The organism is Streptomyces sp. CA-210063 (genome assembly GCF_024612015.1).
GTDB lineage: Bacteria > Actinomycetota > Actinomycetes > Streptomycetales > Streptomycetaceae > Streptomyces.
Genome location: NZ_CP102512.1, coordinates 6,971,350 through 6,988,150, shown reverse-complemented (window position 1 = coordinate 6,988,150; position 16,801 = coordinate 6,971,350). Strand labels below are relative to the sequence as shown.

At 71.0% G+C, this 16,801-nt stretch carries 13 protein-coding genes; 3 read left to right on the top strand and 10 right to left on the bottom strand.

Going from position 1 to position 16,801, the window contains the following annotated elements:
- Positions 1-43: 43 nt before the first annotated feature.
- The 8 genes from JIX56_RS30555 to iolC all read right to left on the bottom strand — a co-directional run bounded on the left by JIX56_RS30555 (position 44) and on the right by iolC (position 10,574).
- A complete protein-coding gene (locus JIX56_RS30555; RefSeq protein WP_257545232.1) occupies positions 44-934 on the bottom strand; it encodes an ABC transporter permease in 891 nt (296 codons plus the stop codon).
- Positions 931-3,588 (bottom strand): alpha/beta fold hydrolase, encoded by a 2,658-nt coding sequence (locus tag JIX56_RS30550; protein WP_257545231.1) that lies wholly within the window; start codon positions 3,586-3,588, stop codon positions 931-933. The genes JIX56_RS30555 and JIX56_RS30550 overlap by 4 nt, the downstream gene beginning before the upstream one ends.
- Before the next feature lie 262 nt (positions 3,589-3,850).
- A complete protein-coding gene (locus tag JIX56_RS30545; RefSeq protein WP_257545230.1) occupies positions 3,851-4,123 on the bottom strand; it encodes a hypothetical protein in 273 nt (90 codons plus the stop codon).
- 229 nt (positions 4,124-4,352) lie between these two features.
- On the bottom strand, positions 4,353-5,855 hold the full coding sequence (mmsA, locus tag JIX56_RS30540; protein WP_257545229.1) for a CoA-acylating methylmalonate-semialdehyde dehydrogenase: 1,503 nt from the start codon (positions 5,853-5,855) through the stop codon (positions 4,353-4,355).
- Between the two features lie 16 nt (positions 5,856-5,871).
- Complete coding sequence (iolD, locus tag JIX56_RS30535) at positions 5,872-7,755, bottom strand: 3D-(3,5/4)-trihydroxycyclohexane-1,2-dione acylhydrolase (decyclizing) (protein ID WP_257545228.1); 1,884 nt, start codon at positions 7,753-7,755, stop codon at positions 5,872-5,874.
- Positions 7,752-8,600 (bottom strand): 5-deoxy-glucuronate isomerase, encoded by an 849-nt coding sequence (gene iolB / locus JIX56_RS30530; protein WP_257545227.1) that lies wholly within the window; start codon positions 8,598-8,600, stop codon positions 7,752-7,754. The genes iolD and iolB overlap by 4 nt, the downstream gene beginning before the upstream one ends.
- Positions 8,601-8,607: 7 nt before the next feature.
- On the bottom strand, positions 8,608-9,504 hold the full coding sequence (locus JIX56_RS30525) for a Cgl0159 family (beta/alpha)8-fold protein (RefSeq protein WP_257551220.1): 897 nt from the start codon (positions 9,502-9,504) through the stop codon (positions 8,608-8,610).
- Between the two features lie 119 nt (positions 9,505-9,623).
- On the bottom strand, positions 9,624-10,574 hold the full coding sequence (iolC, locus tag JIX56_RS30520) for a 5-dehydro-2-deoxygluconokinase (protein WP_257545226.1): 951 nt from the start codon (positions 10,572-10,574) through the stop codon (positions 9,624-9,626).
- A 195-nt stretch (positions 10,575-10,769) separates the two neighbouring features.
- Here iolC and JIX56_RS30515 point away from each other — a divergent pair, with 195 nt between their 5' ends.
- Complete coding sequence (locus JIX56_RS30515) at positions 10,770-11,687, top strand: sugar phosphate isomerase/epimerase family protein (protein ID WP_257545225.1); 918 nt, start codon at positions 10,770-10,772, stop codon at positions 11,685-11,687.
- Positions 11,688-12,030: 343 nt separating this feature from the next.
- Entirely contained in the window at positions 12,031-12,234 is a 204-nt protein-coding gene (locus tag JIX56_RS30510; RefSeq protein ID WP_257545224.1) for a helix-turn-helix transcriptional regulator, read from the top strand.
- A gap of 16 nt (positions 12,235-12,250) precedes the next feature.
- Here the strand turns inward: JIX56_RS30510 and JIX56_RS30505 are convergent, their stop codons facing one another.
- Positions 12,251-13,294, bottom strand: coding sequence for a zinc-dependent alcohol dehydrogenase family protein (locus JIX56_RS30505; protein ID WP_257545223.1), 1,044 nt, complete (start codon positions 13,292-13,294; stop codon positions 12,251-12,253).
- A 293-nt stretch (positions 13,295-13,587) separates the two neighbouring features.
- Positions 13,588-15,846: an MMPL family transporter gene (locus tag JIX56_RS30500; RefSeq protein WP_257545222.1), complete on the bottom strand. Its 2,259-nt coding sequence runs from the start codon at positions 15,844-15,846 to the stop codon at positions 13,588-13,590.
- A 225-nt stretch (positions 15,847-16,071) separates the two neighbouring features.
- Between JIX56_RS30500 and JIX56_RS30495 the strand changes: the two genes are divergently transcribed.
- A complete protein-coding gene (locus tag JIX56_RS30495) occupies positions 16,072-16,740 on the top strand; it encodes a TetR/AcrR family transcriptional regulator (protein WP_257545221.1) in 669 nt (222 codons plus the stop codon).
- Positions 16,741-16,801: the final 61 nt, after the last annotated feature.

Sequence of the window (16,801 nt, the reverse complement as noted above, 5' to 3'; positions counted from 1 at the left end):
ACGGCGGGGGCCCGTCGAGACCGGTGGGTGATCCTCCGTTGACCTACGAGACGACGTCCTTGCGGCTGAAACCCCGGAAGGCCAGGGCGAACAGCACCAGCGCGTACGTTATGGAGATGGAGACGCCCTGGATCATGTCAGTGTAGTCCGGCTGCGGGTTGACGACGTCCAGCCAGGCGTACTGCCAGTGCGTGGGGAGGAAGTCGCGCCAGTCGCCGAGGGCGGTCACCTCGTCGAGGACACTGCCGACGATGGTGAGGCCGACGGCGCCGCCGACCGCGCCGAGCGGGGCGTCGGTCTTCGTGGAGAGCCAGAACGCCAGGGCGGCGGTGACCAGTTGGGACACGAAGATGTACGCCACGGTGATCAGCAGGGCCTGGGCGGCGGCGCCCGGGGCGAGTTCACTGCCCGTGGGCAGCTCCAGCGGGCCCCAGCCGTAGGCGGCCGTGCCGACGGCGAGCGCGACGACCGGCAGCAGCACGAGCGCCGCCAGGCTGAGCGTGAGCCCCACGGCGAGCTTGGACCACAGCAGCCGGGCGCGTGGCACGGGCGCGGCGAGGAGATAGCGCAGGGAGGACCAGCTGGCCTCCGAGGCGACCGTGTCGCCGCAGAACAGGGCGACGGGGATGACGAGCAGGAAGCCCGCCGCGGCGAACAGGTTCACCGCGGCGAAGTTCGCGCCGGACGCGGTGGCCGTGTCCATCAGGTTCACCCGGTTGTTGCCCTCGCCGGGCGTGCCGCCGACCTGGAAGGCGATCAGCAGCACGAGCGGCAGGGCGAACAGGATGCCGCCCATGACCATCGTGCGCCGGCGCTTCAGCTGCCGGACCAGCTCGACCCTGAAGGGCAGGGTGCGGCCCGCGCGGTAGCCGTCGGCGACCTCCACGGGTGCCGCGGGGTCGCCGCGTTCGGCGCGCTCGGCCAGCGTGCTCATGCGGACTCTCCGATCAGGGTGAGGAAGGCGTCTTCGAGGCGGCGGTGGGGGCCGACCGACTCCACGGGGACCTCCAGCCGGACGAGTTCGGCGACCAGGCGCTGGGCGCTGCCGTCGGCGTCGAGGCGGACCACCAGGCCGTCGGCGGCGCGCACGGCCGAGTCGACACCCGGCAGGGCGGCGATCTTCTCGACCATGGGCTCGTCCAGGGGCTCGGACGTGCCGACCAGCAGCGTGTCGCCGGAGCCGACGATGTCGCTCACCTGGCCCGCCCGGACGAGCTTGCCGTGGTCCATGACGACGAGATGCGTGCAGGTCTGCTCGACCTCCGCCAGCAGGTGGCTGGAGACGATGACGGTACGGCCGGCCGCCGCGTAGCGGATCATGACCTCGCGCATCTCGCGGATCTGCGGCGGGTCGAGTCCGTTCGTCGGCTCGTCGAGGATGAGCAGGTCGGGCATGCCGAGCATGGCCTGGGCGATGGCCAGGCGCTGGCGCATGCCCTGGGAGTAGGTGCGGACCGCGCGGGCCAGGGCGTCGCCGAGGCCGGCGATCTCCAGGGCCTCGTCCAGGTGGGAGTCCTCGGCGGGGCGGCCGGTGGCCTGCCAGTACAGCTCCAGGTTCTCGCGGCCGGACAGGTGCGGGAGGAAGCCCGCGCCCTCGACGAAGGCGCCGACCCGGGAGAGCACCGGGGCGCCCGGCACGATCGCGTGACCGAAGACGCGGATCTGGCCGCCGTCCGGCTGGATCAGACCCATCAGCATGCGCAGGGTCGTCGTCTTGCCCGCGCCGTTCGGTCCGAGGAGGCCGAGGACCTGGCCCTTCTCGACACGGAAGGAGAGGTCGCGGACGCTGTAGCGGTCGCCGTTCTTGTACTTCTTGCTCAGATCGGTGATCTGGAGCGGGACCTCGGCGAGCGCGGGATCGGGGGCGGGGGTGACGATGCGGCGGCGGCCGGTGACCAGCAGGATCGCGGCGATCACCGCGCCGCTGATCGGCAGGTACCAGACCCAGGCCGGCAGCACGTCCGTCCGGTCGGCCCGGCCGAGCGGCGTGGGCACCTCCAGGTCGCCCTTCAGGGAGACGGTGTACGTCGCCGGGGTCGCCGGGGAGGCATAGCCGAGGTCGGTGGAAGCGAGGACCAGGCGCAGGCTGTGGCCGTCGTCGAGTTCGTGGTCGATGGCCGGGAGGGTGAGCTCGACGTCCTTGCCGGACTTGGCGCCCTCCACCCGGATGGGCTCGACGAGCTGCGAGGGGAGCACCTGGGAGGTGCCGTTCGGGCCGACGTCGTAGACCTTGGCGAAGAGGACGGCGTCCTCGCTGGTCGACTTCACATGGACCGTGGCCGTGGGCGAGCCCGTGATCTGGAGGTCGTCCGCGACGGGCTCCGACTGGAACGCGGCGAACTGGCCGGGGAAGTCGAGGGAGATGCTGACGCCGAGCGAGGACAGCTGGGAGAGGCCGCCGGCGGCGCCGAGGCCGGGCAGGGCCGACACGGCGGGCGGGTTGGCGCCGGCCGGGTTCTCGAAGCTCTGCTCGCGTCCGGCGAGGGCGATCGACGTGGGGTCGCTCTCCAGGCCCGGGTACGCGTCGTCGATCGTACCGCTCAGGCGGGGCTCGCCGTCCCCGGAGCCGGTGCCGAGGGTGCGGGTGACGCGGAACGCCGAACCGGTGTCCGCTCCCTTGTCGTCCTTCAGATAGCGGTCGAACCAGGCGTTGACGCGGGACTGGACGCGGTCCGCCTCCATGTCGCCGCCGTCGTGGCCGCCGGAGATCCAGTCGACGTCCACGGGCGCGCCGTTGGCCTTGATCGCCTCGGCGGCGGCGTCGGCCTGGCCGAGCGGGAAGAGGGAGTCGGTCTGGCCCTGGAGCAGCAGCGTGGGCACGTCGATACGATCGCCGACGGCCTCGGGGCTGCGCTCGTCGAGGAGCTTCACGGCCTCGGCGTCGGGCTGCCCGGACTCGGCGACCCGCTGGTACATCTCACAGAGCCGGGTCTCGAACTTGTCGCAGCCGCCGCCGGTGTTGAAGAAGATGCCGGCCCACAGCTTCTTGAAGACGCCGTTCGGGAACAGGGCGTCCGACAGGTTCCAGTACGTGATCGCGGGCGCGACGGCGTCGACGCGGTCGTCGTATCCGGCGGCCAGCAGCGACACCGCCCCGCCGTACGAGGCGCCGGCGGCGCCCACCCGGGGGTCGCCGTCCTTGTCCAGCTGGACCTCGGGGCGCTTCGCGAGCCAGTCGATCAGCTTCGAGACGTCCGCGACCTCGCCCTTCGGGTCGTTCAGCCCGATCTTGCCGGTCGACTCTCCGAAGCCGCGGGCCGACCAGGTCAGCACCGCGTAGCCGTCCCGGGCGAGGTCCTCGGCCTGCTGCCGGACGTCGTCCTTGCTGCCGCCGAAGCCGTGCGCGAGCAGAACGGCGGGGCGGCGACCGCCGGTGCCGGAGGTGAAGTACGAGGTGTCGATGCGCACGCCCTCGGCCGTGCCCATGGCCTGGTCGGTGCGCTTCACCGGCGCCGCTTCGTCCGAGGCGGTGGCGGTCCAGGTGCCCGCGCCGACGAGCACGACGACGGCGGCCGCGGCGGCGAGGGCCCGCCGCGGCCTCCGCCGCAGCGCCGCGCGCAGTCGCAGTCCGGGCAGTCGAAGATCCATGCGTCAACGGTAAGGGGCCCTGCCGGTGCCTCATGGCCCCCTCAGGGGGGAAGAGTGGGGCATCCCACGGTCGTACGGGGGGAATTCGGCATACAGCGGTCGCGGTATGCGGGGGTGGGGAACGGACCTGACAGCAACCTGATAAGTCGCCCCCGCCGCCCCTGCCCGACCCGTCCTCCAGCGGCCGCGCCCCTGAAACACAAGGGCGCGGGCCGAGACGGTGCGGCTCAGTGGTTGCGCGGACCCCCGGGATGACCCGCAGTCAGCCGGCCTTTTGTTCGCGAAGTTCGTGGACGCTGGCGGTGAGGGTGCCGTCTTGTTGTTCGTAGTGGGAGAGGGCCACGCCGAGGCCGAAGAAGGTGGGTGCCCATTCGCCGATGAAGATGCCCCAGCGGTCTGCGCGGGCCAGGCCGCCGACGGGTTCGGCTTTGAGAGATGTCACCCAGGTGGCGATGGAGAGGCCGATGCTGCCGAAGGCGGCGAGGTAGGCGTGTTCGCTGCGGATGCCCATGTCGTGCATCTTTTGGATGACCATGCCGGCACTCCGTTCGAAGTGGGGTATTTTCGGACGAAGTACCCGATACCGGCCAGGCTAACCAGTACTGCGCGACGAACAACGGCCCCGCCTCAACGAGGACGGGGGCCGTTCGCATGCGGGCCGGGCGGAGCGGGTGTTGTGCACTCCCGGGATTTGCAGCGCCACCACCAGGCTCACACATGCCCGCCGCCCTACTGCTTCCTGGCCGGCGGGCATGTGCAGATGCTCAGTGGTTGCGCGGGAACCCGAGGTCCACGCCTGTGGGGGCGTCGGCCGGGTCGGGCCAGCGGGTGGTGACGACCTTGCCCCGGGTGTAGAAGTGGGTGCCGTCGTTGCCGTAGATGTGGTGGTCGCCGAAGAGGGAGTCCTTCCAGCCGCCGAAGGAGTGGTAGCCGACGGGAACCGGGATCGGGACGTTGACGCCGACCATGCCGGCCTCGACCTCCAGCTGGAAGCGGCGGGCGGCGCCGCCGTCGCGGGTGAAGATCGCGGTGCCGTTGCCGAACGGGGAGGCGTTGATGAGGGAGATGCCCTCCTCGTACGTGTCCACGCGGAGGACGCAGAGGACCGGGCCGAAGATCTCGTCCTGGTACGCCTTCGCGGTCGTGGGCACCTTGTCGAGGAGCGAGATGCCGATCCAGTGGCCGTCCTCGAAGCCGTCGACCGTGTAGCCCGTGCCGTCGAGGATCACTTCCGCGCCCTCTTCGGCCGCGCCCGTGACGTAGGACGCCACCTTGTCGCGGTGCACGGCGGTGATCAGCGGGCCCATCTCCGACGTGGGGTCGTTGCCGGGGCCGATCTTGATCTTCTCGGCGCGCTCGCGGATCTTGTCCACGAGTTCGTCGCCGATCGCGCCTACCGCCACCACGGCCGAGATGGCCATGCAACGCTCGCCGGCCGAGCCGTACGCCGCCGAGACCGCCGCGTCCGCCGCCGCGTCCAGGTCCGCGTCCGGGAGGACCAGCATGTGGTTCTTGGCGCCGCCCAGGGCCTGGACGCGCTTGTGGTTGGCGGAGGCCGTGGTGTGGATGTAGCGGGCGATCGGGGTCGAGCCGACGAAGGAGATCGCCTTGACGTCCGGGTGCTCCAGGAGGCGGTCCACCGCCACCTTGTCGCCGTGGATCACATTGAACACGCCGTCGGGCAGGCCCGCCTCCGACAGCAGTTCGGCGATCTTGATCGAGGCCGACGGGTCCTTCTCGGACGGCTTCAGCACGAAGGTGTTGCCGGTCGCGATGGCCATCGGGAACATCCACATCGGGACCATCGCCGGGAAGTTGAACGGCGTGATGCCCGCGACGACGCCCAGCGGCTGGCGGATGGAGGCGACGTCCACGCGACTGGCGACCTGCGTCGACAGCTCGCCCTTCAGCTGGACGTTGATGCCGCAGGCCAGGTCCACGATCTCCAGGCCGCGCGCGACCTCGCCGAGCGCGTCGCTGTGCACCTTGCCGTGCTCGGCGGTGATCAGCTCGGCGATCGCGTCACGGTTGGCGTCGAGCAGCGCGCGGAACTTGAACAGGATGGAGGTGCGCTGGGCCAGCGAGGACTGGCCCCAGGTGGCGAAGGCCTCCTTGGCGGTGCGGACCGCCGCGTCGACCTCGCCCACGGTCGCGAAGGCGACCTTGGTGGTGACCGCGCCGGTCGCCGGGTCCGTGACCGGCCCGAACGTACCCGACGCGCCTTCGACGGTCTTGCCGCCGATCCAGTGGTTGACGATCTTCGTCATGCCAGAAACTCCTTGCTCACAGATGGCGGCGTCGGGTTGAGACGTGCCGGTCGTACTCCTCGCGGGCCTTGACCGCCGACGAGCGGGTCGCGGTCTCGGCCACAGGAACATCCCACCAGGCCTGCGCGGGAGGCGGGCCCGACACTGTGTCTGCCGTTTCGGTCTCCACGTAGACACATGTGGGAGTGTCGGCCGCCCGCGCCTCGGCGAGGGCGGCGCGCAGGTCACGGACCGTCTTGGCGCGCAGGACGCGCAGGCCGAGACTGGCCGCGTTGGCGGCGAGATCCACGGGCAGCGGGGCACCCGTGAACAGGCCGTCGTCGGGGTTGCGGTGCCGGTAGGCGGTGCCGAACCGCTCACCGCCGACCGTCTCCGAGAGGCCGCCGATGGACGCGTACCCGTGGTTCTGCACGAGCAGCACCTTGATCGGGATGTTCTCCTGCACGGCCGTGACGATCTCCGTCGGCATCATCAGATACGTGCCGTCGCCGACCAGCGCCCACACCGGGCGCCCGGGGGCGGCCATACGGACGCCGATCGCGGCCGGGATCTCGTACCCCATGCAGGAGTAGCCGTACTCCAGGTGGTACTGGTCCCGCGACCGCGCCCGCCACAGTTTGTGCAGGTCACCGGGGAGGGAACCGGCCGCGTTGATGAGGATGTCGGACTCGTCGACGATCTCGTCGAGGAGGCCGAGGACCTGGGCCTGGGTGGGCCGGGTGTCCGGCTCGTCGGCCTCGTAGCAGGCGTCGACGCGGTGCTCCCAGCGCTGCTTGTCCTCCGCGTACTCGGCGACGTACGCGTCCGCGACCCGGTGTCCATGCCGCGCCAGCGCCTCGGTGAGCGCCTCCAGCCCCGTTCGCGCGTCCGCGATCAGCGGCAGCCCGGAGAGCTTGTGGCCGTCGTGGGGCGCGATGTTGAGGTTGAGGAAGCGGACGCCGTCGGCGGCGAAGAGGGTGCCGGAGGCGGTGGTGAAGTCCGTGTACCGGGTGCCCACGCCGATCACCAGGTCGGCGGTGCGGGCGAGTTCGTTCGCGGTCGCGGTGCCGGTGTGGCCGATGCCGCCCACGTCCTGCGGGTGGTCGTGACGCAGCGAGCCCTTGCCGGCCTGGGTGGAGGCGACCGGGATGCCGGTGGCGTCGGCGAGTTCGGCGAGCGCCTCCTCGGCGCGGGCGTGGTGGACGCCGCCACCGGCGACGATCAGGGGGCGGCGGGCCTCTCGGATCGCCCGTACGGCGGCGGCCAGTTCGCTCGCGTCGGCGGCCGGACGGCGGACGTACCAGGTCCGCTCGGCGAAGAACTCCTCCGGCCAGTCGTACGCCTCCGCCTGCACGTCCTGCGGGAGGGCGAGCGTGACCGCGCCCGTCTCGACGGGGTCGGTGAGGACGCGCATCGCCTGGAGCGCGGCCGGGATCAGGGCCTCGGGGCGGGTGATCCGGTCGAAGTACTTCGACACCGGGCGCAGGCAGTCGTTGACGCTGATGTCGCCCGCGTACGGGACTTCGAGCTGCTGGAGAACCGGGTCCGCGGGCCGGGTGGCGAAGATGTCGCCGGGGAGGAGCAGGACCGGGAGGTGGTTGATCGTGGCGAGTGCGGCACCGGTGACGAGATTGGTGGCGCCCGGGCCGATCGACGTCGTCACGGCGTGCGTGGAGAGGCGGCCCGACTGCCGGGCGTAGCCGACGGCCGCGTGGACCATCGCCTGCTCGTTGCGGCCCTGGAGGTACGGCATGTCGTCGGCGTACTCGATCAACGCCTGGCCGAGGCCCGCGACATTGCCGTGGCCGAAGATGCCCCAGGTGGCACCGATCAGCCGCTGCCGCTCGCCGTCACGCTCGGTGTACTGGGCGGAAAGGAAGCGGACCAGTGCCTGGGCGACCGTAAGCCGGGTCGTGCTCATCGGTACCCCTCCGTGTGCTCCGGGTGGAAGCAGATCCGCCACTGCCGCTCGGAGCCCGGACCGGCCATCACGTTCAGGTAGTACATGCTGTGGCCGGGCTGCGCGATGGACGGGCCGTGCCAGCCGTCGGGAACGAGCACCGCGTCACCGGAACGGACCTCCGCGAGGACGTCGGAACCGCCCTCGCGGGAGGGGAACACCCGCTGGTATCCGAAGCCGCCCGGACCCTCGATCTCGAAGTAGTAGATCTCTTCGAGCTCGGTCTCCTCGCCCGGCCGGTTCTCGTCGTGCTTGTGCGGCGGGTACGAGGACCAGTTGCCGCCGGGGGTGATGACCTCGACGGTGATCAGCTTGTCGCACTCGAAGGCGTCGGCGGAGGCGAAGTTGCGCACCTGCCGGGCGCAGGTGCCGCTGCCGCGGTCTTCCACGGGGACCTCCGGCGCGGGGCCGTAGCGGGCGGGGAGTCGTCGCTCGCACTTCGCTCCTGCCAAAGCGAAGCGGCCTCCCGCGCCGGAGGCGATCTGTACCCGGGCGTCACGGGGCGCGTACACGAAGTCGGAGACTCCGGCGAACACGCTCTCCCTGCCCAGGATCTGAAACTCTGCGCCCTCTTCGCCGCCCGATTCACCGGATTCGCCCGATACCCGCACCGTACAACCGCCATTGAGGGACAGCACGATCCACTCGCTGTCCCCCGTCGTGAACGTGTGCGTGCCGTCCGGCCCCAACTCCACGATGCGCAGGCTGCTGTGGGTCCAGCCGGCCCGCCCGGGGTCGATGTCGACGACGTACCGGTCGTTCGCGGTGGCGCCCTTGGGTACGTACAGCTCGGTCTTCTGTGTCATGCGGCCCTCACAACAGTCCTACGGCGGTGTCCACGGCGGCGGTCACATCGTCGTCCGCCGGGTAGAGCAACGAGCGGCCGACCACCAGGCCCTGGACGGTGGGCAGTTGCAGCGCGCCCCGCCACTTCTCGTACGCGCCCTCCTGGTCCTCGCCGACATCGCCGCCGAGCAGGACGGCGGGCAGCGTCGAGGTCTCCATCACGCGGGCCATGTCGTCGGGGTTCTCGGTGACGGGCACCTTCAGCCAGGTGTACGCCGAACTGCCGCCGAGCCCGGCCGCTATGGCGATCGACTTGGTGACGGCGTCGGCGCCCAGGTCGTTCCTGACCTTGCCGGTCGCGGGGTCCCGGCGGCTGATGAACGGCTCGACGAACACGGGGAGCCCGCGCTCGGCCATGGCGTCCACGGCACGGGCGGTGGACTCCAGGGTGTTGAGGGAGCCCGGGTCGTCGTAGTCGATGCGCAGCAGGAGCTTGCCGGCGTCGAAGCCGAGGCGCTCCATGTCCTCGGGGCGGTGGCCGGTGAAGCGGTCGTCGAGCTCGAAGCTGGCGCCGGCGAGACCGCCGCGGTTCATCGAGCCCATGACGACCTTGCCGTCGAGCGCGCCGAGGAGGAGCAGGTCGTCGAGGATGTCGGCGGTCGCGAGGACACCGTCCACGCCGGGGCGGGACAGCGCGAGGCACAGTCGTTCGAGGAGGTCGGCCCGGTTCGCCATGGCGAGCTTGCGGTCACCCACGGAGAGGGAGCCGCGGGCCGGGTGGTCGGCGGCGACGATCATCAGCCGGCCGCTGTCACCGACGAGGGGGCGCCGGGTGCGCCGGGCGGCGGCCTCGGCGATCGCCTCGGGGTGGTGGACGCGGGTACGGACGAGGGCCGAGACGTCGACGGGGCTGAGGGGGCCGATGGCGGGGGTGCCGGGGGCGGGGGTGCCGGGGGCGGGGGTGCCGGAACGGACCGGCTCGGCGCCGGAGTTGCCGGGCTCGGGGGCGGTGGCAGCGGTGGGGCCGCCGGGCTCGGAGGCGGTCACAGGACTTCTCCCGCCGCTACGGCCGACTCGATCTCTGCCACCGTGGGCATCGCGGAGGAGCACTCCAGGCGGGAGGCGACGATGGCGCCGGCCGCGTTGGCGTACCGCATGATCTTCTCCAGGTCCCAGCCTTCGAGCAGGCCGTGGCAGAGGGAGCCGCCGAAGGCGTCACCGGCGCCGAGGCCGTTGAGGACGGTCACGGGGAGGGGCGGGACCTCGGCGGACTCGCCCTTGCTGTTGACCGCGAGGACCCCCTTGGGGCCCTGCTTGACGACCGCGAGTTCGACCCCGGCGTCGAGGAGCGCGCGGGCGGCGGCCTGCGGCTCGCGGACGCCGGTCGCGACCTCGACCTCGTCGAGGTTGCCGACGGCGACGGTCGTGTGCCGCAGGGCCTCCTCGTAGAACGGGCGGGCCTCGGCCGGGTCGGTCCAGAACATGGGGCGCCAGTCGAGGTCGAAGACCGTCGTACCGGCCCTGGCGCGGTGGGCGAGGGCCGCGAGCGTCGCCGTCCGGCTGGGCTCCTCGCTGAGGCCGGTGCCGGTCACCCAGAAGATCCGGGTCCCGGCGATGGCGTCGAGGTCCAGTTCATGGGCGTCGATTTCGAGGTCCGGGGCCTTGGGCCGACGGTAGAAGTACAGCGGGAAGTCGTCCGGCGGGAAGACCTCGCAGAAGGTGATCGGGGTCGCCAGGCCCGGGACCGGGGTGACCCAGCGGTCGTCGACTCCGAAGTCGCGCAGTGCCTGGTGGAGGTAGTCACCGAAAGGGTCCTCGCCCGTGCGCGTGATGACGGCGGTGGAGCGGCCCAGGCGGGACGCGGCCACCGCGACGTTCGTCGCCGATCCGCCGAGGAACTTCCCGAAGGACGTGACCTGCGGCAGCGGGACCCCCGTCTGCAACGGGTAGAGGTCCACACCGATCCGCCCCATGGTGATCAGGTCGTACGCCATCGACTTCCCTTCGCGTTGCTGCGTGCCGGCCGCGCCACGGCCGAACCGGGGCGGGTCCGTGTCCCTACGGGCCCGTGACCCCCGGGTTCGGCCACGCACAAGGTCTAGTCGCGTTCCAGCGACCCTGTCAATACTTTGTCCAGACATTCGGACTACCTATTGACACCCTCCGCTTCGAGGCTGAAGCTGACTCCCATGACGTCGTTGTCACCTCAGTCCTCACTCTCGCGCATCCGAGTCGGCTCGGCGCCCGACTCCTGGGGCGTCTGGTTCCCCGACGACCCCCAGCAGGTCCCCTGGCAGCGCTTCCTCGACGAGGTCGCCGCTTCCGGCTACGAGTGGATCGAGCTGGGCCCGTACGGCTATCTGCCGACCGACCCGGCGGTCCTCGCCGAGGAGACCGCGAAACGCGGCCTGAAAGTGTCGGCCGGCACGGTCTTCACCGGGCTGCACCACGGCCCGGACATCTGGGAGAAGACCTGGGCGCACGTGGCCGACAACGCGGTGCTCGCGCAGGCGATGGGCGCCAAACATCTCGTCGTCATCCCCTCCTTCTGGCGGGACGACAAGACAGGCCAGGTGCTGGAGCCGAGCGAGCTGACCGTCGAGCAGTGGCGGCACCTCACCCAGCTGACCGAGCGGCTCGGGCGGGAGGTGCGGGAGAAGTACGGCCTCCAGATCGTCGTCCACCCGCACGCCGACACCCACATCGACAGCGAGGAGAACGTCGTCCGCTTCCTGGACGGCACGGACTCGTCGGTGGTGTCGTTGTGCCTGGACACCGGGCACTACGCCTACTGCGGCGGCGACAGCGTGAAGCTGATCGAGACGTACGGGGAGCGCATCGGGTATCTGCATCTCAAGCAGGTCGACCCCGAGATCCTGGCGGAGGTCCGCGCGAACGAGATTCCGTTCGGGCCGGCCGTGGCCAAGGGTGTGATGTGCGAGCCGCCCAGGGGTGTTCCCGAGCTGGGGCCGGTACTGGCCGCCGCGCAGAAGCTGGATGTGGACCTGTTCGCGATCGTCGAGCAGGACATGTACCCGTGCGAGCCGGACGCTCCGCTGCCGATCGCCAAGCGAACCCGGGCGTTCCTGAGGTCTTGCGGGGCGTAGGTTTTCGGCTCGGAAGCGGTGGGGGACTGCGGATCGTTCGAGGCTGCGGGTGATTCGCGGCTGGTCGCGCCCACGCGGCGGAGCCGCATGTCGAACACAGCCCCGCACCCCTAAAGGGGCGCGGGGCCTGAGCGACGCTCAATTCGTCACCTCTGCCACAAAAGACACTCTCCTGTCACCCATGTCACATGTATGCGGTTCTTCCGTCACCTGTGGCCCATGGGCCTTCCTGATGATCACTGGGTGTCGTTCACCGGGCACAGGCTTGTGATCGCCAGCGCAGTGCCCGGCTCCCCCGACGGTCGTCCCGGCCGCCGCCGTGGTGCGCGCAGGGAGGCCACTGATGACCGACCGATGCCTCTGGTCGTACAAGGACATCGCGGCGCACATCCGTGTGCAGCCCGACACCGTCCGCTCGTACCGCAAACACGGGCTGCTGCCGCCGCCCGACCATGTGGAGGGCGGCAAGCCCTACTGGTACGCCGACACGGTCCGCGCCTGGGTCGCCTCCAGACCGGGCAACCGGGGGCGCAAGAAGGTCGACTGACCCGCCTCGCACCAAATCAGCTCCACGGCTCTATGACCGTCACTCCGCTGCCCGGGGCCGTGTCCATCGCCGCCAGGGCGGCGGGGGCCTCGTCCAGGGGGATGGTCGCGGTCACCAGGAGGTCGGGGCGGAGGATGCCCGCCCGGACCAGCTCCAGCATCTGGGGGTAGGCGTGGGCCGCCATGCCGTGGCTGCCCAGGAGTTCGAGTTCCAGGGCGATGGCGCGGGCCATGGGGACGGGGGTGGTGCCCGTCGAGGACGGGAGCAGGCCCACCTGGATGTGGCGGCCTCGGCGGCGGAGGCTGTTGACGGAGGCCGCGCAGGTGACGGGGGAGCCGAGGGCGTCGAGGGAGAGATGGGCGCCGCCGGCGGTGAGGTCGGACACGGCCTCGGCCGTGTCCGCTCCGGTCGACGCGTCCACGCATTCCACCGCGCCGAACTTGCGGGCCAGGTCCAGGGCCCGGGGGGATACGTCGACGGCGATCACCCGGGCGCCCGAGGCCGCCGCGATCATCACGGCCGAGAGGCCCACTCCGCCGCAGCCGTGGACGGCCACCCACTCCCCCGCCGCTACGCGGCCCTGTGTCACCACCGCGCGGAACGCCGTGGCGAAGCGGCAGCCCAGGGAGGCCGCCGTGGCGTACGACAACTCCTCCGGCAGTGCCACCAGGTTCACGTCGGCGTGGTCCAGGGCCACGTACTGGGCGAACGAGCCCCAGTGGGTGAAGCCCGGTTGGGTCTGTCGCTCGCACACCTGTTGGTCGCCGGACGCGCAGGCCGCGCAGGTGCCGCAGGCGCAGACGAAGGGGACGGTGACGCGGTCGCCGGGGTGCCAGGCCGTCACCCTCGTGCCGGTCGCCTCGACGACTCCGGCGAGTTCGTGGCCGGGGACATGGGGGAGGGTGATGTCCGGGTCGTGGCCCTTCCAGCCGTGCCAGTCGCTGCGGCAGAGGCCGGTGGCTTCGACTCGGACGATGGCGCCGTGCGGGGCGGGGGTGGGGTCCGGGACGTTTCTTGCCTCGGCCGGCTCTCCGAATTGCTCGAACACCACCGCGCGCATGTGTCCCACCTTTCGGTTCGGGGCCGTTGGTCCCTTTCGGACCCCGGTCAGCATCGCATTGTCGGTATGGGGTTTCTCGCCCCCGCCGCCCCTACCCGTCCCATCACCCAGGGGCTGCGCCCCTTCGACCCCCTTTCTGGGGGCTGCCGCCCCCAGGCCCCCGCTGCGGGATCTGGGGGCCCGGTGTGCGTTTGTACGTGTCGGAGCGTCGTGGCTTGTCGCGCAGTTCCCCGCGCCCCTGAGGCACGACGGCCCTTCGGGCCGGTCGTGCCTCAGGGCCTCAGTTCCTCAGCTCAGCGCCTCAGTGCCTCAGGTTCGGAGTGGCTGGAGATCGGCTCCGGCTTGTCCGTGTTTTCGTGGGGCTGTGGGGGCGCCGTAGGCGCCGGTTCCCCCTCGCTCAGTCCGAAACGCTCGTGGAACCTCCTCAGCGGGGCCGGTGCCCACCATGTGGCGCGGCCGGTCAGGCGCATGACCGCCGGGACCAGGAGGCTGCGGATGACCATGGCGTCCATGAGGACGGCCAGGGCTATGCCCAGGCCGAGCATCTTGGTGTTGGTCACTCGGGAGGTGCCGATGGCCACCATGACCACGGCCAGGATGACGGCGGCCGCGGTGATGAGGCCGCCGGTGCGCTGGAGGCCGAAGCGGACGGAGGCGGTGTGGTCGCCGGTGTGGTCGTACTCCTCCTTGATGCGGGAGAGCAGGAAGACGCCGTAGTCCATGGAGAGTCCGAAGGCCACGCAGAACATCAGGACCGGGAGGGTGGTCTCGATGGAGCCCGGGCTGGTGAAGGCGAGGAGTCCGGAGAGGTGGCCGTCCTGGAAGACCCAGACCAGCGCGCCGAACATCGCGGTGAGGCTGAGCGCGTTGAGCAGGACCGCCTGGAGGGGGATCAGGACGCTGCCGGTCAGGAGGAACACCAGGAGCAGGGTGACTATCGCGATGAAGGAGAGGGCCCAGGGAAGGCCTTCCGCTATCGCCGACTTCGTGTCGACCAGGACCGCCGCCGTGCCCGTCACCGAGGTGTCGAAGGGGGCGTCCATCGCCCGGATGTCGTCCACCAGGCTCTGCGCGCCCTCGTCGACCGCCTCGCCCTTCGGCTGCACGGTGAAGTAGGCCCAGTCGCCCTTCACCAGGGGGCCCTCCACGCGGAGCACCTCGGGCAGGTCGGCTATGCGCTCCTTGTACGCGGCGTACTGGGCCTCCGTCGCCTTGCCTTCGGCGAGGACCTCCAGGCCGCCGCCGGGGGTGCCAGGGAAGCCCTCCCGGATGTGCTGCTGCACCACGTGGGACTCGGCGGTCGAGGGGAGCTGGCGGTCGTCGGCCGTACCGAACTTCACGCCCAGGAAGGGCAGGCCCAGGAGGACCAGGCCGGCTGTCGTGGCGATGGCGAAGTAGGGGGCTCGGCGCATGACGAGGGTTGCCATGCGGCCCCAGGCCGCGCCTTCCTCCACGGGCGGAGAGCCTGCTGCGGTGTCGGACGTCTTGCGGCGCTTGAACAGCTTGCGCAGGTCCAGCGCGTTGACCCGGTCGCCCAGCAGCACCAGGGCCGCGGGGAGGAGGATCAGGGCGGCCGCCGCGGCCAGGAGGACCACCGCTATCCCCGCGTAGGCGAAGGACTTCAGGAAGTACTGCGGGAAGACCATCATCGCGGCCAGGGAGACGGCGACCGTGAGGGCGGAGAAGAGGACCGTGCGGCCGGCGGTGCGGAGGGTCGTGGCCACGGCGGGCAGGGGTTCGGCGCCGGAGGCGAGTTCCTCGCGGAAGCGGCGCACGATGAACAGGGCGTAGTCGATCGCCAGGCCCAGGCCCATCGCCGTGGTGAGGTTCAGGGCGAAGACCGAGACGTCCGTGACCTCCGTGAGGCCGCGCAGGATCGCGTTGGTGCCGAGGATCGCGACGATGCCCACGCCGAGGGGCAGCAGGGCGGCGACCGCACTGCCGAAGACCATGACCAGCAGGACGAGGGTCACCGGCAGGGCGATCATCTCGGCCCGCAGCAGGTCCTCCTGGATGATCGTCTGCATCTCGTGCCGCACGGCGATGATGCCGCCGACCTTGACGTCGACCGGGCCGTGTGTGCCGCGGAGCTCGGGGGCGATGCGGTCCAGGGTCTTGTTCACCGCGGTTTCGTCACCGGTGAGGCGGGCCGCTATCAGGGCCTCCTTGCCGTCCTCCGCGCGCAGGGCCGGTGCGCCGGTCTGCCAGTAGGAGCCGACGCCCGTGACGCCCTTCTCGGCGGCGAGCCGGTCGGTCAGCTTCTTCGCCTCGGCGGCGACCGCCGGATCGTCGACCGAGGCGCCGCCCGCGTCGACCAGCAGCAGGAAGTTCGGGTTGGAGTCGGAGAACTCGCGCTCCAGGGCCTTCGTCGCGTAGGTGGACTGGGCGCCCGGGTCCTCCCAGCCGCCGCTGCCGAGGCGGTCCGCGACATCGCTGCCCGCCACGACCGCGAGGGCGGTGAGCACCAGGGCGACGAGCAGGGAGAGCCGGGGGCGCGCGGTCACGAACCTGGTCCAGCCTCCGACTCGGGGTGGCCGGTTGACTTCGGTCATGGTGCGGTGTCCCCTTCACTCTGATCATCTGATCCGTGCTGTGCGCGGCAAGGCATCTGAACCGTGCTGTGCGCGGCAAGGCATCTGAACCGTGCTGTGCGCGGCAAGGCAGCATGGGAAAGCCAAGCCATACACTGGCAAACACGAGAGATCGCTCGCGTTTCACCAGAATGCGAGTGACCACTCGCGTTTGTCAATCACGTCCGGAAAGCTGGGGATAACCGCGTGGCCACCAACCAGGAGAAGGAGCAGCCGCGCCGCCGCCAGGCCCGCGGCGAGCGCCGTATCGCCCAACTCCTCGAAGCCGCGGCCGCCGTGTTCACCTCGACCGGGTACACCGCCGCCAGCACCAACGCCATCGCCCGCGAGGCGGGGGTCTCGCCGGGCACGCTGTACCAGTTCTTCCCGAACAAGGAAGCGATCGCGATCGAGCTGGGCGAGCGGCTCATGCACGAGATGCAGGCGGCGTACGGCGAGGCGCTCGCCCCGGTCGACCCGGCCACCCCGCTGGAGGAGGCCGTCGCGGCGGCCGTCGACCGCTTCATCGACTTCAACTGCCAACACCCGGTGTTCTTCGCCCTGATGCACGGCCCGGACGTCCCCGGCCGTATCGCCGAGCAGCACGACACCCTGCACACGACCCTGGTCGCACGGGTCGAGGCCCTCCTCGCGCCGCTGCTGCCCGACAAGCCGGCCGCCGACGTCACGCGCACCGCCCGGGTCTGCATCAGCGTGTACATGGCGGGCCTGGAGCTGGTGCTCGCCCACGAGGGCGCCGAGCGCGACGCGTACATCCAGGAGCTGAAGAACGTCGTCCTGCGCTACCTGGAACCGCTGGTGGGCGACAGACCCGCCGCCAGGCCCTCCGGCGCCGCCCCCGCCCCCACCCGCTGAGACCGGCGACTCCCCGGCGGGGTCCATGAATCCCCGCCGCGCACCGGACACCCCCGGACGC